We start from the raw sequence: 24,584 nt of genomic DNA, 5'->3' as shown, positions 1-24,584 counted from the left end.
CGATTATGCCCGTGGATCGAAGGCTTCGCGCAAGGCATCGCCAATGAACACCAACAGCGACAATATCAATGCCAGGGCAAAGAACGCGGTAAAGCCCAGCCACGGTGCCTGCAAATGCTGCTTGCCCTGGGTCACCAACTCGCCCAGCGAAGCGCTGCCGGCGGGCATGCCGAAGCCGAGAAAATCCAGGGCGGTGAGGGTGGTGATGGCGCCGGTGAGAATAAACGGCAGGTAGGTCAGGGTGGCGTTCATGGCATTGGGCAAAATGTGCCGCAGGATCACCCAACGGTCAGGCAGGCCCAGGGCACGGGCGGCCAGCACGTACTCGAGGTTGCGCCCACGCAGGAACTCGGCGCGCACCACGTCCACCAGCGCCAGCCAGGAAAACAGCGCCATGATCCCCAGCAGCCACCAGAAGTTTGGCTCGACAAAGCCGCTGAGGATGATCAGCAGGTACAACACCGGCAGCCCCGACCAGACCTCCAGCAAGCGCTGGCCGATCAGGTCGACCCAACCACCGTGGTAGCCCTGCAAGGCGCCGGCGGCGATGCCGATCAGGGTGCTGATCAGGGTCAGCGCCAGGGCAAACAGAATCGACACCCGAGTGCCATACAGCACCCGCGCCAGTACATCGCGGGCCTGGTCGTCGGTACCCAGCCAGTTGACCGCCGACGGCGGGCTGGGGGCGGGCACCAGCAAATCGTAGTTCGGTGTATCGGCGCTGAACGGCACCGGTGCAAACAGCATCCAGCCGCCCTGGCCTTCGATCAGCTGGCGTACGTACTGGCTGCGGTAGTCCGGCTGGAATGGCAGCTGGCCGCCGAACTGCTGCTCGCTGTAACGTTTGAACGCCGGGTAATACAGCTGGTCTTGATAGCTCAACAGCAATGGCTTGTCGTTGGCCACCAGCTCCGCCCCCAGGCTCACCAGCAGCAACAAGGCAAACAGCCACAGCGACACCCAGCCACGACGGTTGCGCCGAAAGCGCTGCAGGCGCCTGCGCGATACCGGCGACAGGCTGAACATCAGTGCGCCCTCGTGGCAAAGTCGATGCGCGGGTCGACCAGGGTGTAGCACAGGTCGCCGATCAGGCGCACCAGCAGGCCGAACAGGGTAAAGATGAACAGCGAGCCGAACACCACCGGATAATCCCGCGCCACCGCCGCCTCGTAGCTCATGCGCCCCAGGCCGTCGAGGGAGAAGATCACCTCGATCAGCAGGGAACCTGCAAAGAACACGCTGATCAACGCCTGGGGAATGCCGGCCACCACCAGCAGGATGGCGTTGCGAAACACATGCCCGTACAGCACCCGTTGCTCGCTCAGGCCTTTGGCCCGGGCGGTGATCACGTACTGGCGGGTGATCTCGTTGAGAAAGGCGTTCTTGGTCAGCAGGGTCAGGGTGGCAAAGCCGCCAATTACCAGCGCGCCCACCGGCAGCACCAGGTGCCAGAAGTAATCAGCGATCTTGCCCAACAGGCTGAGCTGGTCGAAATCTTCCGACACCAGCCCGCGCACCGGAAACCAGTTCAGCGAGGTGCCGCCGGCAAACAGCACGATCAGCAGCAGGGCGAACAGGAACGAGGGCAGGGCGTAGCCAATGACGATCAGGCTGCTGCTCCAGGCATCGAACGCGGTGCCGTGGCGCACCGCCTTGCGGATCCCCAACGGGATCGACACCAGGTAGGTGATCAGTGTGGCCCAGAAACCCAGCGACAGGGTCACCGGCATCTTCTCAAGGATCAGGTCGGTGACCTTGGCGCCGCGAAAAAAGCTTGAGCCGAAGTCCAGCCGGGCGTACTGGCTGAGCATCAGCCACAGGCGCTCGGGCGCCGACTTGTCGAAACCGTACTGGCGCTTGATGTCTTCCAGCAGCTTGGGGTCCAGGCCACGGCTGGCCCTGGAGCTTGCGTGCAGGGTTTCGCTGCTGGCACCCGGCGCACCGCCGCCGATCCCCTGCAGGCGCGCTACCGCTTGTTCCACCGGGCCGCCGGGGGCAGCCTGGACGATGACGAAATTGACCAGCAGGATAATCAGCAAGGTCGGGATGATCAGCAGCAGACGGCGCAGGATGTAGCCGATCATGGCCGGCTCCCCAGGCGCTCGGCCATCTGCACGTTGGTCAGCGGCGTCGGGCTGACTTGCCACCAGCTGTCCAGGCCTTCGTCGTTGCTCGGCTGCACCTTGGGCAGGCCGAAGCGGTTCCACCAGACAGTGGATGAGCCGGGTGGGTAATAGTTGGGAATCCAGTAGTAGTTCCAGCTCAGCACACGGTCCAGGGCATGGGCATGACGGAGCATGTCGGCCTTGGTTTCGGCCTTGACCAGGCCGTCGAGCAAGCGGTCCACGGCCGGGTCCTGGAGCACCATGTAGTTGTTCGAGCCGGGGTCGCTGGCCGCCGCCGAACCAAAATAGTTGTACAGCTCAAGCCCGGGCGACGGCGACACCGGGTAGCCGGTGACGATCAGGTCGTAGTCGCGGGCCATCAGCCGGTTGACGTATTGCGAGGCGTCGATGCGGCGGATCTCCAGGGTGATGCCGATCTGCGCCAGGTTGCGCTTCCACGGCAGCAGCAAGCGTTCGAAACCGGCCTGGCCGTTGAGGAAGGTAAAGCTCAGCGGTTCACCCTGGGCATTGACCAGTTGATCACCGCGCGGCTGCCAGCCTGCCGCTTCGAGCAGTTCGAGGGCTTGTAGCTGCTGGTCGCGGATCAGCCCCGAGCCGTCGCTGCGCGGCGCTTCGAACACCTGGCTGAAGACCTCGTCGGGTATCTGCCCGCGCAACGGCTCCAGCAGCTTGAGCTCCTGGGCGTCGGGCAGGTTGCGCGCGGCCAGTTCGGTATTGGCGAAAAAGCTCTGCTGGCGAATGTACAGGTTGCGCATCATCTGCCGGTTGCTCCACTCGAAGTCCCACAGCAGGCCCAGCGCCTGGCGCACCCGGCGGTCCTTGAACACCGGGCGTTGCAGGTTGAAGACAAAGCCCTGGGCGGTTTGCGGGGCGTCCTTGGCCAGGTGCGCGCGCTGCAGGCGGCCATCGTCCAGCGCCGGGCTGGCGTAGCCGAGGGTATAGGCGGTGGCCGAGAACTCGCGGTTGTAGTCGAAGCCGCCGCCGCGCAGCACCTGGCGCGCCACTTCGGTGTCGCCAAAGTACTCGATGCGCACCTGGTCGAAGTTGTAACGGCCACGGTTGACCGGCAGGTCGCGCGCCCACCAGCTCTTGTTACGCTCGAAGGTGATGCTGCGGCCGTTGTCGACCCGCCCGACGCTGTACGGGCCGCTGCCCAGCGGCGCCTCGAAGCCTGCGCCATTGGCGAAATCGCGGTCTTTCCACCAGTGTTCGGGCAGCACCGGCAGGGTCGCCAGGTCCAGAGGCAAGGTGCGGTTCTGGTTGTTCTTGAAGTAAAAGATGATCTGGCGCGGGTTCTCGACCTTTACCTCAGAGACATCGGCGAACTGGGTGCGGTACTTGAGACTGCCGGCGCGCATCAACAGCGAGAAGGTGTAGCGCACATCCTCGGCGCGGATCGGCTGGCCATCGGCAAAGCGCGCACGCGGGTCAAGATAGAAGCGCAGCCACAGCCCTTGCGGATCACGCTCAAGCTTTTGCGCCACCAGCCCGTACACGGTGTAGGGCTCATCCTGGGAGCGCACCGCCAGCGGCGAATACAGCCAGCCATCGACCTCGGCAACGCCGATGCCCTTGTCGATGTAGGGAATGATGTGGTCGAACTGGCCGATTTCGATGGCCGAGCGGCGCAGGCTGCCGCCTTTGGGCGCATCGGGGTTGGCGTAGCGCAAGTGCTGGAAGCTGGACGGATAGCGCGGTGCTTCGCCGTATACCGTCAGGGCGTGGACCGGCGCTGGCGTGGCAGCGCATGACCAGGTAAGGGCCAGGCCGAAGACGAACAACAAGAAGGGGAAGGGAGCAATTCGCAAGCGCCTGACCACCTGAACCACGACTGTGGCTGAAGCTTAGCAGGTCACTTGCGCGAGCAAACCGGCCCTGGAGGCCGGTTTGCAGAGTAGTGATCAGTCCTGACGGCTGGTCACTTCCAGCAGGTGATAACCGAACTGGGTCTTCACCGGGCCTTGCACGGTGTTGACCGGCGCGCTGAACACCACGGTGTCGAACTCCTTGACCATCTGGCCCGGGCCGAACGAGCCCAGGTCGCCGCCCTGGCGGCTCGATGGGCAGGTGGAGTTGGCTTTGGCGATTTCGGCGAAATCGGCGCCGGCTTCGATCTGGGCTTTGAGTTCGTTGCACTTGTCTTCGGTGGCAACCAGGATGTGACGGGCAGTGGCTTTGGCCATGGGAGTGGCTCCTTGGGGTAAAACGTAAAGCCTAACGTAAATGCGGGTTGGCTGATAGTTGTCGCGGGGCAAGTGGGAGCTTCGCTGCGGCGCCCGGCTTGCCCCGTGATACGGCTCACAAGCGCGCAGCCGCCTCACGCAGCAAGCGCTCGGTCGAATCCCAGCCCAGGCAACCGTCGGTGATCGACACGCCGTATTTGAGCGGCTGCGTGCCCAGTGTCTGGCAACCGTCGAACAGGTGGCCCTCGATCATCATGCCGATCAGCGAGGTATCGCCCTGCAGGCGCTGTTCGAGCACCTCGTTGAACACCGCCGGCTGGCGCAGGGGGTCCTTGGCGCTGTTGGCGTGGCTGCAATCGACCATGATCCGTGCCGCGACGCCGGCTTTGGCCAGGCCCTGGCGGGCCAGGGCGATGCTCTGGCGGTCGTAGTTCGGGCCCTTGCTGCCGCCGCGCAGCACCAGGTGGGTGTCGGCGTTGCCCAGGGTCTCGACAATCGCCGGGTAGCCTTGCACGTCCATGCCGAAGTGCCGGTGGCCGTGGGCGGCGCTGCGGATCGCGTCGCAGGCAATGCCAACACCGCCGTCGGTGCCGTTCTTGAAGCCTACCGGCAAACCCAGGCCGCTGACCATTTCACGGTGAATCTGCGACTCGGTGGTGCGCGCGCCAATCGCCGCCCAGCTCAGCAGGTCATCGAAGTAGCCGGCCGCCATCGGTTGCAGCAGCTCGGTGGCCACCGGCAGGCCGCATTCGAGCATGGCCAGCATCAGCCCGCGCGACAGCGCGATGCCGCCGTGCATGTCGTCGCTGCCATCCAGGTGCGGATCGTAGGCCAGGCCTTTCCAGCCGACGGTGGTGCGCGGCTTTTCGACGTAGGCGCGCATCACCAGGAGCATCTTGTCGCTGACCTCCGAGGCCAGGCGGGCCAGGCGTTGGGCGTATTCGCGGGCCGAGCGCGGGTCGTGCAGCGAGCACGGGCCGACGATCAGCAGCAGGCGCTGGTCGTGGCCATCGAGGATGGCGCGTACGGCCTGGCGATGGGCTTCGACCTGGGCGGCGAGGGTGGGGGAAAGCGGCATTTGCTGCTTGAGCAACATCGGGCTCGGCAGGCGTTGGCTGACGGCGCTGTTGGCAGCGCTGGGTTCGGACAGTGGCAGAGCGAGGGTGGACGATTGCATGGTGTGAATTCCCTGGGCGGCTGGCGGGGTCTGGCCCGCGCGCTCGGCCCTATCGAGGTGTTCGACAGTTGGCCGGATTGGCGTCATGTGTATGTGTGCCACCAACAAGTGACCGATCGGAGGCGGCAGGCTGGCCCGAACGGGATTGGCTAAATCGCCAGAAGTTGAAGCTTTGGTAACGGTAAGTGGCGTAGTTCATGTTCTGTTCCTCAATGTGATTCGTTGATTGCCGGGGCCTTGAAACGCAAAACCCCCGGTCGGGGGGCCGACCGGGGGTTGAGTATTCTCGTGTTCGGCGGCCCCTTGAAAGTGGGCGCCGGTGAGGGTATCAGCGGCGCCTGTGGCTAAACCAATACCCAAAATAAAACGCTGCCGGGGAGACAGTCGCGCACTCGGCAGCGGCCACGGGGCGCGACAGGCGACCAGTGCTGCAAGCGTGAGTGAGGGTGGTGTGCGACATGTGACTCTCCAGTTGATGTGCCCGAGCTTACTTCAGGCCTTGCCCAGGTTTCAATGGCTAATTTGCATGATTGTCATGGAGCGTGACTATCGCCGCAGGTAAGCGGTGAAGTCGATGTCGCCGGCACTGAGGATCGCCTGCACGCGGTTGTGCACGTTGAGCTTGCGCAAAATCGCCGAGACGTGAGCCTTGACCGTGGTTTCGGCGATGTCGAGGTTGTAGGCGATCTGCTTGTTCGATTCGCCCTTGGTCATGCGTTCGAGCACCAGCAACTGCTTGCGGGTCAGGGCTTGCAGCAGCTCGGGGGCAAAGCCCTGATGGTCACCCTGGTTGCGCCGGCTGCTGCTCTTTTGCGTGCGGATGATGTCCGGCGGCAAGTAGACATTGCCGTTGAGAATCTGCTCGATGGCCTCGGTCATCTGTGAGCGTGGCGAGGATTTGGTGATAAAGCCGACGGCGCCGTAGGTAATGGCCTGCAGCACCACCTGCTTGTCCTGTTCGGCCGAGACGATCACCACCGGGATGGTCGGCGCCTCGTTGCGCAGGTTGATCAAACCGCCCAGGCCGTGCATACCGGGCATGTTCAGGTCGAGCAGGATCAGGTCGAGGTCGTCATGATCGCCAGTGATCGCCAGGGCGCTGTCGAGGTCGGCGGTTTCCATCACCTCGCTGCCGGGAAAGCCGTCGCTGATGACATTGTGGATGGCCTCGCGAAACAACGGATGGTCGTCGGCGATCAGAATCTTGTACATGGCTTTGCACCTTATTGTTGTGGTTGTGCTGCACCCCTTCATTACAGGCCAGGTGCAACGCTTTGGGAATGCGACCATCGACAAGCAAAACAGTACCAAAGTAGTAGGCGGGCGCCCAGGCGTGCGTTCTAGCATGGGGCAAACCTGCGGGAGCTGCGAAGATGGCGATATTGCTGGTGGATGATCACCCGATGCTGCGCCTGGGCCTGGTCGCGGCGCTGCAACAGGGCCTGGAGGGCATGGCGGTGATCGAGGCGGCCAGTGGCGAAGAGGCGCTGGCCAAGGTCGGCGAGCAGTTGCCGGGGCTGGTGATCATGGACGTTGACTTGCCGGGTATCAGCGGCGTGGAAACCACCCGACGCCTGCGCCAGCGCCTGCCGCAACTGCGCGTGCTGTTTTTCAGCGAGCACACCGACCTTGGCCTGGTGCGCCAGGCCATGGCGGCCGGCGCCTGTGGTTACCTGTCCAAGGCGGCGGAGCCTGCCGTGCTGCTTGAAGCGGTGCGCCGGGTGCTTTGCGGGCATGCCTACATCGAACAGGCACTGGCCACCGAGCTTGTCTGTCAGCCAGGCGATACTGGCATTCACGGCCTGACCCAACGTGAAACGGAAATCTTTCTGATGCTGGCCAAGGGCACGCCGACCCGGCTGATCGCCGAGCAGTTGTGCATCAGCAGCAAGACCGTGAGCAACTACTTGACCCTGCTCAAAAGCAAATTGCAGGTGGCCTCCCAGGCGCAGATGGTGCGCCTGGCGATCGAGGCCGGCTTGCTGCGGGTGGTTACCTAGTCCCAGGAGGTCGGGCAGCCCTGGCAGCCTTGCATGTTGCTGTCCTGGAAGTTGGCGTAATGCTGGCGGCTGCCGCGCAGGTCGGCCTGCTCCAGGTTGCTTTCGCCGAACTTGGCTTCTTGCAGATTGGCATCGGCAAGGTTGGCGCCCTTGAGGTCGGCCTTGCTCAACCAGGTCATTTCCAGGTCGGCGGCCTGCAGTTTGCTGTTGTGCAGTTTGGCCCCGGACAGGCGGGCGAACTCCAGGTAGGCGGCGCTCAAATCGGCGTTCTCGAAGTTGGCGCCCTGGGCGAACATGCCCCAGGCCTGTACCGCAATCAGCCTGGCATCGCGCAGGTCGGCCAGGCGCAGGTTGCTTTGCTGCAGGCTGGCGCGGGTGAGGTTGGCGCCTTGCAGTCGGGCTTTTTCCAGGTTGGCCAGGTCCAGGCGCGCGTGGCGCAAATTCGCCCCGCGCAGGTCGGCACCGGCCAGGTTCATTTTGCGCAGGTCCTGGTTGCTGAGGTCGGCGTTGCGCAGGTTGGCGTTGGGGCACTGGCTCTCCTGGGCGATGGTGCAGCCGTTGATGGTCAATGGCGCGTCGTCGTCGGCGAGGGCGGCGGTGCAGGCGAGGGTAAGCAAGAGCGGGAGGTATTTCATGGGGATCTCCTGGGCTGTGAGAGGGCTATCGCGGGGCAAGCCCGCTCCAACACGGAGCGGGCTTGGCCGGCGATGGGCTTAGCGCTGGGCCGTTTTGGTATCCCAGGCCGGGATCTTGAACACCCAGAACGAGCCACCCTGGGCCACCGGCTTGGTCAGCTCGGCCATGTCGCCGCCCCACAGCGGCACCGCGCCGCCGTAGCCGACGGTCACGCCGATGTACTGCTCACCGTCCTGTTCCCAAGTGATCGGCGGCGAGACGATGCCGCTGCCAGTCTGGAATTTCCACAGCTCCTCGCCGGTCTTGGCGTTGAAGGCCTTGAAGTAGCCATCACCGGTACCGGTGAACACCAGGTTGCCCTTGGTCGCCAGCACCCCGGCCCACAGCGGCAGGCGCTCCTTGTGCTCCCAGACCATCTTGCCGGTGGTCGGGTCCATGGCCCGCAGCGAACCGACGTGGTCCTCGTACATGCGCTTGATCCTGAAACCCATGCCCAGGTAGGCCGAGCCTTTCTTGTAGTTGACTTCCTCGGTCCAGTACTCCTCTTTCCACTGGTTAGACGGCACATAGAACAGGCCGGTGTCCTGGCTGTAGGCCATCGGGTTCCAGTTCTTGCCGCCCAAAAACGGTGGCGAGACTTCTACCGGCTTGCCCTTGGTTTGCCCAGGTTCGGGCTTGGCCGGACGCTGGCCGGGGTTTTCCACCGGGCGGCCGGTCTTGAGGTCGATGTGGCTGGCCCAGGTGATGTTGTCGGCGAACGGGAAGGCGTTCTTGAGTTTGCCGTTGGTGCGGTCGACCACGTAGAAGAAGCCGTTGCGGTCGGCATGGGCGGTGGCCTTGTACTGCTTGCCGTCCTTGTCCTTGTAGTCGAACAGCACCAGTTCGTTGTTGCCGGAAAAGTCCCAGGCGTCGTTAGGCGTGTGCTGGTAGAACCACTTCACTTCGCCGGTCGAGGGGTCGACACCGACCTGGCCCGAGGTGTAGAGGCTGTCGAAGTCGTGCGGGTTGCCATCCTTGGAGGTACGCGCCCAGGTGTTCCACGGCCCCGGGTTGCCGGCGCCGACGATGATGGTATTGGTCTGGGCATCGAAGCTTGCGCTCTGCCACGGCGCGCCGCCGCCATGGCTCCAGGCTTCGACTTTGCCGGTCTCGGTGTTCGGATCATCCGGCCAGGACGGCGCCTTGACGTCACCGGTGGGGGTGCTGTCCTTGCCGTTCAGGCGGCCCATGTGGCCCTCGACGAAGGGCCGCATCCACACCTCGTCGCCGGTTTCCGGGTCGCGGGCATACAGCTGGCCGACCACGCCGAATTCATCGCCGGAGCTGCCGTGAATCAGCAACACCTTGCCGCTCTTCTGGTCCTTGATCAGGGTCGGGGCGCCGGTCATGGTGTAGCCGGCGCTGTGGTCGCCGAACTTTTTCTTCCACACCACCTTGCCGGTGTCCTTGTTCAGGGCGATGACCTGGGCGTCGAGGGTGCCGAAGTAGATCTTGTCGCCATAGATGGCGGCGCCGCGGTTGACCACGTCGCAGCACGGGCGAATGTTGTCCGGCAGGCGATGGTTGTAGGTCCACAGGCGCTTGCCGGTCTTGGCATCGAGGGCAAACACCCGCGAGTACGAGCCGGTGACGTAGATCACGCCGTCGTTGACGATGGCCTGGGACTCCTGGCCGCGCTGCTTCTCGTCACCAAAAGAGTACGACCAGGCCGGGGTCAGCTTGAACACGTTGTGGTCGTTGACCTGGGCCAGCGGGCTCCAGCGCTGAGCATTGGTGCCCATGCCGTACTGCAGCACGTTGCCGGTGCTCTTGTGGTCGTCGGCGATGTCTTCCCAGCTCACAGGTTTCGCCAGGGCATGCGGGGCCAGGGCCAGGCTGCCCAGCAGGAGGACGGTATGCACGGCAGCAGTCAGCGGGGAAAGTGCGGCGGGTAACGATCTTATTGTCATGGTTGGAGTTCCCAATGAAGGTTTTGGCCTGCATAGCCTGGAACGCCAAGGGCGCGATCGATACGGAAAATCTCCCGGTCTTTGCGGGAAAATTTCCCAGGCCGGGCATGATTTGGCACTGCCCCACAAGCGCTACTACCAAGGGAGGAGGTTGCGGCCACCAAAGCAGCATGGGGCCCTCGCCAGCACGTTTCTAAGATGCCGGCACAACCTTTCAGCCGAGAGGTTTTTGCGTGCAAACAGCAGTCGAGGGCAGAACAATGAAAACAGCAAAAAACGCCTGGTTGAGCCTGATCGTCAGCGCCAGCCTGATGAGCAGCGCCGGGGCTTTTGCCCATGGCAACGTGACGCCGACCGCGGTCAACACCGGCAACCTGGAAAAGCTCGGCGAGCAGTGGCGCGCAGAAAACCCCTACCGCAACAGCAAGGACCACGACGAGGCGGTGTCCATCGGTGCTTCGGCCTACAACCAGAACTGCGCTGCTTGCCACGGCCTTGAAGCCAAGTCCGGCGGCATCGCCCCGGACCTGCGCTTGCTCGACGAAGGCGCTGCCGGTGATGAATGGTTTGTCGAGCGGGTGCGCAATGGCGCGGTACGCGATGGCCGGGTGTACATGCCGAAGATGGCTGACTACCTCAGCCAGGAAGCCTTATGGGCGGTGCGCAGTTACCTCGACAGCGTGCATGTCGAGGAGTGACTGTAGGAGCGGGCTTGCCCCGCGATAGCGATTCAACAGTGAAATCGCATCGCGGGGCAAGCCCGCTCCTACAGTAGGCCGTGTTTACAAGGTGTAGTGCTTCAACTCCCGGGCAATCAGCATGCGCTGGATTTCGCTGGAGCCTTCGTAGATCTGGGTAATGCGCGCATCGCGGTAGTAACGCTCGACCGGGTAATCTTCCAGATAGCCATACCCGCCATGCACCTGGATCGCCTTGGAGCACACCCGCTCGGCCATTTCCGAGGCGAACAGCTTGGCCTGTGAGGCTTCGCTCAGGCACGGCTTGCCGGCGCTGCGCAGGCGTGCGGCGTGGAGAATCAACAGCCGTGCGGCGTTGATCTGCACCTGCATGTCGGCCAGCAGGTTGGCGATGCTCTGGTGCTCGTTGATCGGCTTGCCGAACTGAATACGGTCACGCGAATACACCAGCGCCGCCTCGAATGCCGCGCGGGCAATGCCCAGGGCCTGGGCGGCGATGCCGATACGCCCGCCTTCGAGGTTGGACAGGGCAATGGCCAGGCCCTTGCCGCGCTCGCCGAGCATGTTGGCTGCCGGGATACGGCAGTTGTTGAGGGTTACCGCGCAGGTGTCGGAGGCGCGGATGCCCATCTTGTGCTCGCTGCGATCGACCACGAAGCCTTCGTTGTCGGTGGGCACCAGGAACGCCGAAATACCTTTTTTGCCCAGCTCCGGGTCAGTGACCGCGAAGACGATCGCCAGCCCTGCACGGCGGGCATTGCTGACGAACTGCTTGGCGCCATTGATCACCCAGTGATCGCCCTTAAGCTCGGCGCGGGTGCGCAGGTTGTGGGCCTCGGAGCCCGCTTGCGGCTCGGTCAGGCAGAAGCAGCCGATCACCTGGCCGCTGGCCAGGCGCTCAAGCCAGGTCTGTTGCTGTTCGGCGCTGCCGTAGGCGAGCAGCGGGCCGCAGCCCACCGAATTGTGAATGCTCATCAGCGCACCGGTGGCACCATCGCCGGCGGCGATCTCTTCGACCGCCAGGGCGTAGGCGACATAGTCGGTGTAACTGCCGCCCCATTGCTCGGGCACGACCATGCCCAGCAGGCCCAGCTCGCCCATCTTCTGCACCACGCCATCGTCGATCCAGCCGGCCTTTTCCCAGGCCTGGGCATGGGGGGCGATCTCGCCACGGGCGAAGTCCCGGGCCATGTCGCGGATCATGATCTGTTCTTCAGTCAGTTCCAGGTCTTGCATCTGCGTACTCCAGGCCTCAGAGGCCTTCGAAGAATTGATCCACGCGCTGGCGGTCGAGGCCGGCGAGGGTGGCGGGGTTCCAGCGTGGCTGCTTGTCCTTGTCGATGATCAGTGCGCGTACGCCTTCGATCAGGTCGCCATGCTCGAACCACTGGCGGTCCAGGTGCAGCTCCATCTTGAAGCAGTCTTCAAGACTCAGGTGACGGCCGCGACGAAGCATCTCCAGGGTCACGGCCATGGCCAGCGGCGAGCGGCTGTCGAGCAGATCGGCGGTTTTCAGTGCCCATTCATGGCTGTCGGCCACGGTCACGGCGCGCAGTTGCTCGACGATACTGGCAACGTCGGGCAGGGCGAAGAAGTGATCGATGGCCGGGCGCAACCTGGCCAGCGGTGCGTCTTCAAGCACCTGGGTGCCGAGTTTGGCCAGCACCCCTTGCAGGTCCTTGAGCGGGTGTTCGCCAAAGCTCAGGGTGTCGAGGCGCTCATCGAGGCTGGCCAGTTTGCTGCTGTCCAGGTACCAGTCGGCCAGGCCGCAGTACAGCGCATCGGCCGCCTGCACTTGCACGCCGCTGACCCCCAGGTAGATGCCCAGCTCGCCGGGAATGCGCGAGAGGAAGTAGCTGCCGCCAACATCCGGGAAATAACCGATGGCGGTTTCCGGCATGGCCAGGCGGCTGCGCTCGGTGACCACCCGCAGGTCGGCGCCCTGGGCCAGGCCCATGCCGCCGCCGAGGGTGAAGCCGTCCATCAGTGCCAGCACCGGCTTGGGGTAATGGTGGATGCACAGGTCGAGGGCGTACTCCTCGACGAAAAAATCCCGGTGCAGGCTGTCACCGGCCTTGTAGCTGTCGTACAGCGAGCGGATGTCGCCGCCGGCGCAGAAACCTTTCGGGCCTTCGCCGCGCAGGGTCACGGCATGCACCTGTGAGTCCGTGGCCCAGGCGTCAAGTTGGCGCTGCAGGCGGCGGACCATGTCCAGGGTCAGGGCGTTGAGGCCGGTGGGGCGGTTGAGGGTCAAGTGACCGATATGGTTGCGAACCTCGGCCAGTACATGGACGTCGGTTGGCGCTTGAGCGTGCGCGGTCATCGCTTTCTCCCTGCTTTGTTATTGATTTTCCACGTGTTTTAACACGGTCTGGATAGGCGCTAGAGGATCGAAGGATCGTATCAGTGCAAATTTGCCCAATACAATCCGTAAATCTGCAGGCTCAGTCTGCATTTTTGCATGGGTGGGCGCGCCTAACGCACCGGGTCTTGCCACTTTAGCCTTGTGACACTGACGGGCAAGGGATTAGTTCCGCCTGCGGGCAGCCGGGCCGGTTGCGCCAAAGCAGCACGGGAGCGCCGCCAAGGCAGGGTATGGCCGCTTGCCTGGCCTTTCGATAATCGCCTCCGACATCTGTCCCCCCGTTTTGCGGAGAGCGCCATGCACAACAATAACAATGCCAATCGCCGTTTCCTGCCGTTGCTGACCAGCCTTGCCGCCCTGGGCCTGAGCCCGCTGGCCGGCGCCGAGATCATGCTCTACGACAAGGAGCAGACGACCTTTTCCACCGACGGCTACATCAACGCCTTCTACGTCAACAGCGACGTCGACCGCGCCGGGGAGCAATACGACCGTCGCCAGTCGCGGGTGAAGATGGGCTTTCTGCCCAATTACCTGGGCTTCAACATGACCCGCCAGGTCGATGACCTCAAGCTCGGCGGCCGGGCCTCGTTCTGGGTGACCATCAACGACAGCGAAACCAACGGCACCGACACCGCCATCGACGTGCGCCAGTTCTACGGCACCGTGGCCAACCCCGAATGGGGCGAGGTGTTGATCGGCAAGGACTTCGGCCTGTTCGCCCGCTCCAACATCCTCCTCGACGAGTTGCTCGCCGGCTACGGCCAGGTCAGCGACACCCTGGGCCTGGTCGATGGCGGCGGGGTGTCGTTCGGCAACATCGGCAGCGGCTACCCGTACCCGTTCCCGACCTCGCAGATCACCTACCGCACGCCGGTGTTGGACGGCTTGCGCATTGCCGTGGGGATCCTCGACCCGGTGGACACCAACGACGACAGCGCAGTGGGCAAGGCCTACCAGGAAAACCCGCGCACCGAGAGCGAGATCACCTACCAGTTCGACCTCGGCGGCGCGCAGATTTATAGCTGGCTCAACGGCACCTACCAGACCTCGGACAACACCGACAGCAGCGTCGATTCGGTGACTTCCAAGGGCCTGGGCTATGGCGTGCAGGCGAAGATCGGCGGGTTGTCGCTGACCGGCTCAGGTTTTACCGCCAAGGGCATCAACCCGTTCTTCACCAACAACGCCGGCGAGGCGACCTTGCGTGAGGTCGACAGCAAGGGTTATCTGTTTCAGGGCTCGTACAAGCTCGGCAAAAACCGCCTGGCGCTGTCGTATGGCAAGACCAGGGATGACGGCAATGGCGCGGTGAACACCGGCGCCGACTATGAAACCCGTGGCATAGCGCTGTTTCATGACATCAACGACAACCTCAAGCTGGTCGCCGAGTACAACCAGTTCGAGATCGACGGCCATGAAGGCGATGCGCAGAACGAAGACACCGATACCTTTGCTGTGGGCGCGGTGCTGACCTGGTAAACGCGTTGACCGGTAGGAGCGGGCTTGCCCCGCGATGAGGCCACCCGCTCTACAACCAATGCCACCCATACCCAGTACCCAAGTAGCATTCGGCACGCTACCGCGCCTGCCTAAACTGCCTGCATCGATCAATGCCCACCCAGGAGGCACCCATGCAGCAGTTCCCGGCCGAGGGCGTGATCAGTGCCGTGTCGCGGGCCAGCGCCGCTGAGCTTGCCGCCCAGGAACTGGCCAGCCAGCTGCTGCACCCGCACCTGGGTTTCGTGTTGTTCTTCTGCTCCGCCGAGTACGACCTGCCGGCCCTGGCCCAGGCCCTGCAACAGAGTTTCGGCGGCATTCGCCTGGCCGGTTGCACCAGTGCCGGCGAACTGACCCCCGACGGTTACGGCCGTGGCTGCATCACCGCCCTGGGTTTTGATCACCGGCAGTTTTCCATCGCCGCCGAACTGATCGACGCCATGCCGGCGTTCAGCCTGATCCAGGCCCAGGCCACGGTCGAGCGCCTGGTGGGCGAGTGTCGTAGCAATACCCTGGCGCCGATCAAGGGCCACAGCTTTGCCCTGACCCTGCTCGACGGCCTGTCCAGCCGTGAAGAAACCGTGCTGGCGGCACTCAGTGCGGCGTTGGGCGATATCCCGCATTTCGGTGGCTCGGCCGGTGACGACAATCACCTGCACCACACCCATGTGTACTTCGACGGCGCCTTTCGCAGTGGCGCTGCGGTGGTGCTGCTGGTCAACACCGGGCTTGAGTTCGAGGTGTTCACCACCCATCACATCGAGCCGCGCAGTGAAAAACTGGTCATCACCCGCGCCGATCGCCAGTTGCGCCGGGTCTACGAGCTCAACGCCGAACCGGCAGCGCTTGAATACGCGCAGTTGATCGGCGTGCCGGTCAGCCAGATCAATCACCGCACCTTCGCCGCCAACCCGCTGGCGGTGCGCATCAACGAGCGTTATTACGTGCGCGCCATCCAGCAGGTGCACGAGGACCTGAGCCTGAGTTTCTACTGCGCGGTGGAGAACGGCATCGTCCTCACCGCCATGCGTCCGGGGCCGCTGTTGCCGAATCTGCAGCACCTGTTTAGCGGCCTGCAACAACGCCTCGGGCCCTTGCTGCTGACCATCGGTTGCGATTGCTTCCTGCGCCGCCTGGAGCTCGAAGGCAGCGACAGCCTGGCCGAGGTCGGCCGTTTTCTGCGCAGCCAACGGGTGCTGGGTTTCAACTCCTACGGGGAACAGTTCAATGGCATGCACATCAACCAGACCTTCACCGGCGTTGCCATCGGCCGGCCCCGAGGCCAGCGTGAACAGTGACCCGCGCCTGGCCGAGCTGCAACGGGCCAACCACAAGCTGCTGCGCATCAACGCTGCGCTGATCGAGCGCCTGGAGTCGGGGGCGGCGCGCCCGGACGATTCCTATGCGGCGTTCCAGCATTCGGTGGTGCTGGCCGAACAGGTGCGCGAGCGCACCGATGCCCTGAACCAGACCCTGGTCGAGCTCAAGGCCAGCAACCACCTGCTCAGCGAGGCCCGGCTGCGCGCGGAAACCGCCCACCAGCACCTGGTCGATGCCATCGAAAGCATCTCCGACGCCTTTGTGCTGTTCGACCCGGACTTGCGCATCGTCCTCTTCAACAGCCGTTTCAAAGCCTTCTGGGCCGGCAGCCGCTTGCGCATCATCAGCGGCATGCGCCTGGCCGAGGTCAAGCGCCTGATGCACAGCAGCGGCCTGTTGCGCGAAGAACTGCGCGGTGTCAGCGACGAACACCTGCTGTACCGTCTGCACAACGGGCGCTGGCTGCAGGTCAGCGAGCGGCCAACCCAGGACGGCGGGCGGGTGATGCTGTTCACCGACATCACCGAGGTCAAGCACAGCGAAACCCGGCGCCGCGAGCAGGCGGTGGCGCAAAAGTCCTACTTGCTGCAACGGGCGGTCGACAACCTGTCCCAGGGCGTGGCCATGGTCAATGCCGACGGCGTGCTGGAACTGTGGAACCGGCGTTTTCTCGAACTCAGCGGCCTGGCGCCGATCGCCGCCCACCGATCCTTTACCGAAGTGATCGCCGACAGCGAACTGGCCTTGCTGACCCCGGCCAGCCGCGACGGCAATGGCCGCTGTGTGCATGAACTGGAACAGCGCCTGTTCGACGGACGCATGCTGGAAATCCGTACCCATCCGTTGCCCACCGGCGGTTTCGTCAACACTTTCACCGACATCACCGAACGCTACCAGCACGCGCAAGCCCTGAGCGAAAGCGAGCGCTGGATTCGGCTGATCACCGACCATGTGCCGGCGCTGATTGCCTACCTCAATGCCGAGCTGGTCTACGAGTTCACCAACAAGGTCTACGAGCAGTGGTACTGCTGGCCGCCGGGGGTGATGCTCGGGCAGAACCTGCGCGAGGTACACAGCCCCGGCCACTACCAGCGCCTGGAGGGCTACATCGAGCGGGCGCTGGCCGGCGAGAGCGTGACGTTCGAATGCGCCGAGACCCACGTCAACGGCCAGGAACGCTACATGCTGCGTTCCTACGTGCCCAACCGCCTGGCCAGTGGCGAGGTGGTTGGGATTTTCGTGCTGATTCGCGACATCACCGAACGCCGGCGCAGCGCCGAGGCCCTGCACCAGGCCTACCAGAACCTCGAAGTGCGGGTACGTGAACGCACCGCCGAACTGAGCAAGGCCAAGCAGCAAGCCGAGCAGGCCAACCTGTCGAAGACCAAGTTCCTCGCCGCCGTCAGCCATGACCTGCTGCAACCCTTGAACGCGGCGCGGCTGTTCACCAGTGCCTTGCTCGAACAGAGCAGCGCTAACCCGGCGCTGGTGCGCAATGTCAGCAACTCGCTGGATGACGTCGAGAACCTGCTCGGCACCCTGGTGGATATCTCCAAGCTCGACGCCGGGGTGATCAAGGCCGACCTTGCCAGCTTCGCCGTCAGCGACCTGCTCGACAACCTCGCCGCCGAATTTGCTCATGCCGCCGCCAGCGCGGGCTTGCGCATGGCCTATGTACCCTGTGGGATGAGCGTGCACAGCGATATCCAGTTGCTGGCGCGGATACTGCGCAACCTGCTCAGCAATGCCATCCGCTACACCCCGCGCGGCCGCGTGCTGCTCGGCTGCCGGCGGCGCGCCAAGGCGTTGTCGATCGAGGTCTGGGACACCGGCATCGGCATTGCCCAAGAGCGCCGCGAAGAGGTGTTTGAGGAGTTTCGTCGTGGTGATGCGCAGCGCCCGGACCAGGATCGCGGCCTGGGCCTGGGCTTGGCCATCGTCGACAAGATCGCCGGGATTCTCGGCCACCGCCTGCAATTGCGTTCAGTGCCGGGCAAGGGCTCGGTGTTTACCGTCGAAGTACCCTGCAGCCTCCAGGCACCCAGGCGGCTGGCCGAACCCGACCTCAGCGAGCCGCTGCGCGAACGCCTGGAAGGCGCGCGTATCTGGGTGCTGGATAACGACGCGGCGATCTGCGCCGGCATGCGCACCTTGCTCGAGCAGTGGGGCTGCGAGGTGGTGACGGCCTTGAGCGAGCAGGACCTGGCGCGCCAGGTGGCCTGCAACCGCGCCGAAGCCGACCTGCTGATCGCCGATTACCACCTGGACAACGGCCGCAACGGCGTCGATGCGGTGGCGGCGATCAATGCCCAGCGGCCTGTACCGCTGGCGGCCTTGATGATCACCGCCAATTACAGCAACGAGCTAAAACAACAGGTGCGCGAGCGCGGCCATACGTTGATGCACAAGCCGGTGCGGCCGATGAAGCTCAAGGCCGCCATCAGCCACCTGCTCGGCGCCGAACTCAGCGCGCCACGCGACCGCTGACGTAGTGCGCGCTGTCGTTGTAGCCGTGAGTCGAGGCGTGGCCCGGGGTTACCAGTGAATCGATGAAGGCTTCGTCTTCAGCGCTGATCTGCACCTCCAGCGCGCCGCTGTAGGTGTCCCACTGGGCTTCGGTGCGCGGGCCGACGATCGCCGAGCTGACCGCGCGGTTGTTGAGCACCCAGGCGATGGCGAACTCGACCATGCCGATGCCCCTGGGCTGCAGGTAGGCGTGGATCTGCTGGGCGATCTGCAGCGATTCTGGGCGCCATTCGGTTTCCAGGATGCGCTTGTCCTGGCGTCCGGCGCGGCTGTTGGCGTCGGGGCTGGCATTGGGCGCGTACTTGCCGCTGAGCACGCCGCGCGCCAGCGGGCTGTAGGGCACGATGCCCAGGCCGTGATGGGCGGCGGCGCTGAACTGCTCGGGTTCGGCCTGGCGGTTGACGATGTTGTACAGCGGCTGGCTGGCCACCGGCTTGGGCACGCCCAGGCGCTCGGCCAGGTTGCACAGCTCGGCGATGCGCCAGCCGCGGAAGTTGGACACCCCCCAGTGGCGAATCTTGCCCTGGCGCAGCAGGTCGCCGATGGCGCTGACGGTGACCTCAAGCGGGGTGTTGTGGTCTTCGCGGTGCAGGTAGTAGATGTCCAGGTAATCGGTGCCCAGGCGGGTCAGGCTGGCTTCGATGGCATTGAAGATGTGCTTGCGGCTTAAGCCGCTACGGTTGGGCAGGCCCTCGGCAGGGCCGAAGCCGACCTTGGAGGCGAGGATCCAGTCGTGGCGGTGGCGGGCGATGGCCTCGCCGACGATTTCCTCGCTGCGCCCGGCGTTGTAGACGTCGGCGGTGTCGATGAAATTGATGCCCTGGTCCCAGGCCTTGGCGATGATGCGCAGCGAGTCTTCGGTGCTGGTCGGCTCGCCGAACATCATGCTGCCCAGGGTCAGTGCCGACACCTGCAGGCCGCTTTGGCCCAGTGGACGGTAAATCATGATCGAAAGGCCTTTGGCGATTGGAGTTCGATCTGTTTTACACAGTTCCATCTCTGATTTAAAGCATCGCGGGGCACGCCCGCTCCTACATTATGTAGGAGCGGGCTTGCCTCAGTTCGCCGGTTCGGCGGCCGCCCCGGCAGCCCGCACCCGCGAAACCCGCAACGCCACCAGGCTGCCAAACACAATCAAGCCCGCCAGCGAATACAGCGCGGCATCGGTCGAGCCGGTCTGGTCCTTGATGAAACCGACCAGGTAGGGGCTGAGAAAGCCGGCCATCTGCCCGACCGAGTTGATGATCGCCAGGCCCGCCACTGCCGTACCGGCGCTGAGCAACGCGGTGGGCATTGGCCAGAACATCGGCAGGCCGGTGAGGGCGCCCATGGTGGCAATGCTCAAACCGATAATCGCGATCACCGGGCTGTGGCCGAAGTTCACCGCGATCAGCAGGCCCAGGGCACCCATCAGCATCGGCACCACCAGATGCCAGCGGCGCTCGTTGCGCAGGTCTGCCGAGCGCCCGACCAGCAGCATGAACACCCCGGCCAGCAGGTAGGGGATGGCGCTCAGCCAACCGATCAGCAGGGCGTCGCTGAAACCCAGGTTCTTGATGATCGACGGCAGCCAGAAGTTGATCGCATAGACCCCGCTCTGGATGCAGAAGTAGACGAAACCGAAGGTCCAGATCAGCGGGTTGGCAAACACCGACAGCAGGCTGTCGCTGCTGGTCACCGGCTTGCTGGCGGCATCGGCCTTGAGGTCGGTTTCGATGATCTGGCGTTCGGCCGGGCTTAGCCATTTGGCCTTGGCGTAACCGTCACTGAGCAGGAAGATCGCCAGAAAGCCCAGCAGCACGGTCGGCAGGCCCTGGATCAGGAACATCCACTGCCAGCCGGCCAGGCCATGCTGGCCGGCGGCGAAATGATTGAGAATCCAGCCCGAGAACGGCCCGCCGAGCAAGCCCGACACCGGGATCGCCGACATGAACAGGGCCATGATCCGCCCGCGACGGGTGGCCGGGAACCAGCGCGAAAGGTACAGCACGATGCCGGGGAAGAAGCCCGCTTCGGCGGCGCCGGTGAACAGGCGCAGGACGTAGAACTCCATGGGCGTGGTGACGAACAGCAGGCAGGTCGACAGCGTGCCCCAGGCGATCATCATCAGCGCGATCCAGCGTCGCGGGCCGAAGCGGTTGAGTGCCAGGTTGCTGGGCAGCCCGCACAGCACATAGCCGATGAAGAAAATCCCGGCACCCAGGCCGTAGATGGTTTCGCTGAACTTGAGCGCATCGAGCATCTGCAACTTGGCAAAGCCGACGTTGACCCGGTCCAGGTAGTTGAACAGGTAGCAGATGAAGATGAACGGAATCAGCCGCAAGGTTATGCGCCGATACAGCGCATTGCGGGTGACGTCTTGGCCTTGGTCAGGGGCAGGGCTGTATGACATGATTCTCTCTCTGTTGTTATGTTTATCGCCGCAGCCTGCATCGAGGCGGCTGCTGCGACGAGTCTCGGTGAGCGGGCCGTGGCTGTCTTTGTGCTTTTGCACAGCAATTCGTGCGGCCTGCTGTGCCCCGGACCAATCATTGCGACAACAAGGATCCTCCCATGTTCGAACTGGACCATGACCTGGCGCAAGACATCGTCGAGCGGGCGATGGCGATTCTGCCGTGCAACGTCAACGTCATGGACAGCCAGGGCCTGATCCTCGGCAGTGGCGAGCCCGAGCGCATCAACACCCGTCACGAAGGTGCGCAGCTGGTGCTGGCCAACGGTCGAATCGTCGAGCTCGACGTCGAAGCGGCCAAGTGCCTCAAGGGTGTGCAGCCCGGGGTCAACCTGCCGCTGCTGCTCGACGGGCGCTTGATCGGCGTGCTGGGCCTGACCGGCGATCCGCAGCAGTTGCGTACCTATGGCGAGCTGGTACGGATGACCGCCGAAATGCTTTTGGCCCAGCGTCACCTGCAGGTCGAGCAGCAGTGGCGGCGCCAGCGCTGCGACGACCTGCTGGCATTGCTGCTGGGCGGCTCTGGCGATTCGCCGCGGCTGGTCGATGAGGCTCGCCAGCTGGGCCTCAAGCCGCAACTGCCGCGCATTCCCTGCCTGTTTGAGCTGGATGCCGGGCCTGCGGCCGAGGCGTTGGCCAGCTGGTTGATGAGCCGCTACCCGGACAGCTGGTGCGTAAGCCCCGCGCGTCAATCGCTGCTCTGGTGCCGGCCCGCCACCGTGGTGCTGGATGAGCCGAAACTGCTGGAGCGTTTGCAACGCCATGGCTGGCAGGTGCAGCGCCTGGCCGCAGGTTCGCCGGCGCAAAGCCTGGAGCAACTGCGCCGGGGTTATCGGCGGGTGCGCGACTTGCTGGCCTATGGCCGCGAAGTGCTGCCGGCCGAGCGCCTGCTGACCTTGAGCCGCTACCGGCTGCCAGCGTTGCTGTGGCGCCATCGCAATGATGACGCCCTCGACGAGCTGCTCGAACCGCTGCAGCGCATTCGTGCCAAGGACAACAGCGGCCAGCTGCTGGCGACCCTGCGCGCCTGGTGTGCCCACGATGGCCAGAGCCAGGCCTGCGCCGATGCCCTGGGCATTCACCGCAACAGCCTGCGCTATCGCCTGGAGCGCATCGCCGAACTGAGCGAAGTCGACCCGTTGCGCCTGGAAGGGATGCTCAGCCTGTACCTGGGCTTACAGTTGCTGCCAGCCGCCAACTGAGGCGGTTTTGGCCAAGTGCCAAACAAGCGCGGGCGGTTTTTGTGCATCCGACCGACGCACTCTTGCAGCCCAACTGTCAGCATGCAGGCATCTGGATCAGGAGAATCCCCATGAAAATCGTCATCGCCCCCGACTCGTTCAAGGACAGCCTCAGCGCCGAAGGCGTCGCCGACGCCATTGCTGCCGGTATTGCCCTGGTGTTGCCGCAGGCGCAACGGGTCAAGTGCCCGATGGCCGACGGCGGCGAAGGTACCATGGCGGCCATCGTCGCTGCCTGTGCCGGCGAGCTGCGCAGCCTGCGCGTGCGCGGACCGCTGGGTGAGCCGGTCGACGCCGGTTGGGGCTGGCTGGCCGACAGCCACACGGCGATCATCGAAATGGCCACCGCCAGTGGCCTGCAACTGCTCACCCTGGCGCAGCGCGATGCCTGTCGCAGCAGCACCTTTGGCACCGGCCAACTGATTGCTGCGGCGCTGGATGCCGGCGCCCGGCGGATTATCCTGGCCATCGGCGGCAGTGCCACCAATGATGCCGGCAGCGGCATGTTGCGGGCGCTGGGCCTGCAATTGTTCGACGCCGACAATCAGCCGCTGGCTGAAGGCGGCCTGGCCCTGGCCCAGCTTGCCCGCATCGATGCCAGCGCGTTGGACCGGCGTTTGCGCGAGGTGCAGCTGGAAGTTGCCGCGGATGTCGACAACCCGCTGTGCGGCAGCAATGGCGCTTCAGCGATCTTTGGCCCGCAAAAGGGCGCAAGCCCCGAGCAGGTCCGGGCCCTGGACCAGGCCTTGGGACACTTTGCCGACCACTGCGGGCAACTGCTGGGCACTGATGTGCGTGACTTTCCTGGCAGCGGCGCCGCTGGCGGCATGGGCTTTGCCGCCAAGGCCTTCATGCAGGCGGCCTTTCGCCCGGGGATCGAAGTGGTGGCCGAGCTTGCCGGGCTTGAAGCGGCGGTGCAGGGGGCAGACCTGGTGATTACCGGCGAGGGCCGTTTTGATGCGCAGACCCTGCGCGGCAAGACGCCGTTCGGCGTGGCCCGGGTAGCACAGCGCCATGGGGTGCCGGTGGTGGTGATTGCTGGCACCTTGGGCGAGGGTTACCAACAGCTGTATGCCCATGGCATCGACGCCGCGTTTGCCCTGACCAGCGGGCCGATGACCCTGGAGGCGGCCTGTGCCAATGCGCCAGCCTTGCTCCAGGCCCGCGCCGGCGACATCGCCCGCCTGTGGTGCCGCGCCCGGGCGTTGCCCGCCGGCTGACGGGCCGGCGTCATCGCCGCTAGCCCCCCGTCATGTTCATGAAACGCAAAATCTGCACCTCGCCATTGATATCGAAAGTATGGCTGTAGGGCTTGAGGGTCATGGCCTGGCGGATGGCCTTGTCCAGGCGTTCGCTGTCACCCGGGTGGGCACGCAGCACCTGCTTGAGATCGGCGGCGTGCTCATTGCCCAGGCACAGCAGCAGACGGCCTTCGACGGTCAGCCGCACGCGGTTGCAGCTGGCGCAAAAGTTGTGGCTGTGCGGCGAGATGAAGCCGATGCGGATATCCGGCGCCTCAGCCAGACGCCAGTAACGCGAGGGGCCCTGGGTTGATTCGGCCGACTCGATCAGGCTGAAGTGCTCGGCGATACGCGCGCGCACTTCGTCACTTGAACAATAGGACTCGCTGCGCTGGTGCTCGCTGATCACCCCCAGGGGCATTTCTTCAATAAAGGAAATATCCAGCTGGCGATCGATGGCAAAGCGCACCAGATCGACCACTTCATCATCGTTGCGGCCCTTGAGCACCACGCAGTTGAGCTTGGTGCGGCGAAAGCCGGCGGCTTGGGCGGCGTCGATGCCGGCAACCACCTGGGCCAGGTCGCCGGTGCGGGTCAAAGCCTTGAAACGCTCGGCATCGAGGCTGTCGAGGCTGATGTTCAGGCGCGAAAGGCCGGCATCGAACAGCGGCTGGGCCAGGCGGGTGAGTTGCGAGCCGTTGCTGGTCATGCACAGTTCGCGCAGGCCGGGCAGGGCGGCGATGCGTGCGCACAGCTCGACGATGCCGGCGCGCACCAGCGGCTCGCCACCGGTCAGGCGGATCTTGCGGGTGCCCATGGCGACGAAACGCTCGGCCAGCTGGTACAGCTCCTCGAGGGTGAGGATGCGCTGGCGCGGCAGGAACTGCATGTCTTCGGCCATGCAATAGACGCAGCGAAAGTCGCAGCGATCGGTGACCGACATGCGCAGGTAATCGATTTTACGACTGTAGCCGTCGACCAGTTGTTTGCCGTTTGCACTCATGCTGGGCAGGGCCTCTTATCGCGCGTCTGGGATGCGTTTGCGCACTAGTTCTTTGATGATGGTCGAGGCTATTTAAATCGTCCATGTCGGTCAAATCACTAATAATGACCAACTGATAAGGCTCATCTATCGGTAGCTTGCAGCCCCCGTATTACGAGGGTTTCAGCGGC

At 64.2% G+C, this 24,584-nt stretch carries 20 protein-coding genes; 7 read left to right on the top strand and 13 right to left on the bottom strand.

Annotated elements, in window-relative coordinates; all coding sequences use genetic code 11:
- Positions 1-3: 3 nt before the first annotated feature.
- The 6 genes from LOY37_RS13730 to LOY37_RS13705 form a co-directional block, all read right to left on the bottom strand.
- Positions 4-1,026, bottom strand: a complete 1,023-nt coding sequence (locus LOY37_RS13730) for an ABC transporter permease (protein ID WP_093382701.1) — start codon at positions 1,024-1,026, stop codon at positions 4-6.
- Positions 1,026-2,084 carry a microcin C ABC transporter permease YejB gene (locus LOY37_RS13725; protein ID WP_213601185.1) on the bottom strand — a complete coding sequence of 353 codons (1,059 nt, stop codon included), beginning with the start codon at positions 2,082-2,084 and terminating at the stop codon, positions 1,026-1,028. Before LOY37_RS13725 ends, LOY37_RS13730 begins: the two co-directional genes overlap by 1 nt.
- A complete protein-coding gene (locus LOY37_RS13720; RefSeq protein WP_408980655.1) occupies positions 2,081-3,934 on the bottom strand; it encodes an extracellular solute-binding protein in 1,854 nt (617 codons plus the stop codon). Before LOY37_RS13720 ends, LOY37_RS13725 begins: the two co-directional genes overlap by 4 nt.
- 93 nt (positions 3,935-4,027) lie before the next feature.
- Complete coding sequence (locus LOY37_RS13715) at positions 4,028-4,309, bottom strand: peptidylprolyl isomerase (RefSeq protein ID WP_010226518.1); 282 nt, start codon at positions 4,307-4,309, stop codon at positions 4,028-4,030.
- Positions 4,310-4,424: 115 nt separating this feature from the next.
- Positions 4,425-5,486 (bottom strand): 3-deoxy-7-phosphoheptulonate synthase, encoded by a 1,062-nt coding sequence (locus LOY37_RS13710; RefSeq protein ID WP_258714953.1) that lies wholly within the window; start codon positions 5,484-5,486, stop codon positions 4,425-4,427.
- Positions 5,487-6,032: 546 nt separating this feature from the next.
- On the bottom strand, positions 6,033-6,698 hold the full coding sequence (locus LOY37_RS13705) for a response regulator transcription factor (protein ID WP_045201960.1): 666 nt from the start codon (positions 6,696-6,698) through the stop codon (positions 6,033-6,035).
- Between the two features lie 161 nt (positions 6,699-6,859).
- Between LOY37_RS13705 and LOY37_RS13700 the strand changes: the two genes are divergently transcribed.
- The gene (locus tag LOY37_RS13700; protein WP_258714952.1) at positions 6,860-7,486 is read left to right on the top strand and encodes a response regulator transcription factor; all 627 of its coding nucleotides are present in this window, start codon (positions 6,860-6,862) and stop codon (positions 7,484-7,486) included.
- Here the strand turns inward: LOY37_RS13700 and LOY37_RS13695 are convergent.
- Entirely contained in the window at positions 7,483-8,121 is a 639-nt protein-coding gene (locus tag LOY37_RS13695; RefSeq protein ID WP_258714951.1) for a pentapeptide repeat-containing protein, read from the bottom strand. The two genes, LOY37_RS13700 and LOY37_RS13695, sit on opposite strands and share 4 nt — an antisense overlap.
- 78 nt (positions 8,122-8,199) lie before the next feature.
- Positions 8,200-10,071 (bottom strand): quinoprotein ethanol dehydrogenase, encoded by a 1,872-nt coding sequence (exaA, locus tag LOY37_RS13690; RefSeq protein WP_213601192.1) that lies wholly within the window; start codon positions 10,069-10,071, stop codon positions 8,200-8,202.
- A gap of 260 nt (positions 10,072-10,331) precedes the next feature.
- Here exaA and pedF point away from each other — a divergent pair, with 260 nt between their 5' ends.
- On the top strand, positions 10,332-10,769 hold the full coding sequence (pedF, locus tag LOY37_RS13685) for a cytochrome c-550 PedF (RefSeq protein ID WP_045201967.1): 438 nt from the start codon (positions 10,332-10,334) through the stop codon (positions 10,767-10,769).
- Between the two features lie 84 nt (positions 10,770-10,853).
- On the opposite strand, the gene LOY37_RS13680 is transcribed toward pedF, so the two are convergent.
- Together LOY37_RS13680 and LOY37_RS13675 are read right to left on the bottom strand one after the other, a co-directional pair.
- The gene (locus LOY37_RS13680; RefSeq protein WP_213601194.1) at positions 10,854-12,005 is read right to left on the bottom strand and encodes an acyl-CoA dehydrogenase family protein; all 1,152 of its coding nucleotides are present in this window, start codon (positions 12,003-12,005) and stop codon (positions 10,854-10,856) included.
- 16 nt (positions 12,006-12,021) lie between these two features.
- Positions 12,022-13,092, bottom strand: coding sequence for an enoyl-CoA hydratase/isomerase family protein (locus tag LOY37_RS13675; RefSeq protein ID WP_045201970.1), 1,071 nt, complete (start codon positions 13,090-13,092; stop codon positions 12,022-12,024).
- A 339-nt stretch (positions 13,093-13,431) separates the two neighbouring features.
- Between LOY37_RS13675 and LOY37_RS13670 the strand changes: the two genes are divergently transcribed.
- The 3 genes from LOY37_RS13670 to LOY37_RS13660 all read left to right on the top strand — a co-directional run bounded on the left by LOY37_RS13670 (position 13,432) and on the right by LOY37_RS13660 (position 18,438).
- The gene (locus LOY37_RS13670) at positions 13,432-14,613 is read left to right on the top strand and encodes a porin (protein WP_258714950.1); all 1,182 of its coding nucleotides are present in this window, start codon (positions 13,432-13,434) and stop codon (positions 14,611-14,613) included.
- A gap of 152 nt (positions 14,614-14,765) precedes the next feature.
- Entirely contained in the window at positions 14,766-15,929 is a 1,164-nt protein-coding gene (gene nosP, locus LOY37_RS13665) for a nitric oxide-sensing protein NosP (RefSeq protein WP_258714949.1), read from the top strand.
- A complete protein-coding gene (locus tag LOY37_RS13660; protein WP_258714948.1) occupies positions 15,859-18,438 on the top strand; it encodes a PAS domain-containing hybrid sensor histidine kinase/response regulator in 2,580 nt (859 codons plus the stop codon). Before nosP ends, LOY37_RS13660 begins: the two co-directional genes overlap by 71 nt.
- Here LOY37_RS13660 and LOY37_RS13655 read toward each other — a convergent pair.
- Entirely contained in the window at positions 18,416-19,423 is a 1,008-nt protein-coding gene (locus LOY37_RS13655) for an aldo/keto reductase (protein ID WP_258714947.1), read from the bottom strand. The two genes, LOY37_RS13660 and LOY37_RS13655, sit on opposite strands and share 23 nt — an antisense overlap.
- A gap of 111 nt (positions 19,424-19,534) precedes the next feature.
- Positions 19,535-20,869 (bottom strand): MFS transporter, encoded by a 1,335-nt coding sequence (locus LOY37_RS13650; RefSeq protein ID WP_093382740.1) that lies wholly within the window; start codon positions 20,867-20,869, stop codon positions 19,535-19,537.
- Positions 20,870-21,030: 161 nt separating this feature from the next.
- Between LOY37_RS13650 and LOY37_RS13645 the strand changes: the two genes are divergently transcribed.
- Both LOY37_RS13645 and LOY37_RS13640 read left to right on the top strand, forming a co-directional pair.
- Positions 21,031-22,131, top strand: a complete 1,101-nt coding sequence (locus LOY37_RS13645; protein ID WP_258606739.1) for a sugar diacid recognition domain-containing protein — start codon at positions 21,031-21,033, stop codon at positions 22,129-22,131.
- Positions 22,132-22,241: 110 nt separating this feature from the next.
- Positions 22,242-23,390 carry a glycerate kinase gene (locus LOY37_RS13640; protein ID WP_195884115.1) on the top strand — a complete coding sequence of 383 codons (1,149 nt, stop codon included), beginning with the start codon at positions 22,242-22,244 and terminating at the stop codon, positions 23,388-23,390.
- A 19-nt stretch (positions 23,391-23,409) separates the two neighbouring features.
- On the opposite strand, the gene moaA is transcribed toward LOY37_RS13640, so the two are convergent.
- Positions 23,410-24,414: a GTP 3',8-cyclase MoaA gene (moaA, locus tag LOY37_RS13635; protein WP_258714946.1), complete on the bottom strand. Its 1,005-nt coding sequence runs from the start codon at positions 24,412-24,414 to the stop codon at positions 23,410-23,412.
- Positions 24,415-24,584 lie beyond the last annotated feature (170 nt).

This window comes from Pseudomonas sp. B21-012 (genome assembly GCF_024749305.1).
Lineage (GTDB): Bacteria > Pseudomonadota > Gammaproteobacteria > Pseudomonadales > Pseudomonadaceae > Aquipseudomonas.
This window is presented reverse-complemented; position numbering and strand designations above follow the sequence as displayed.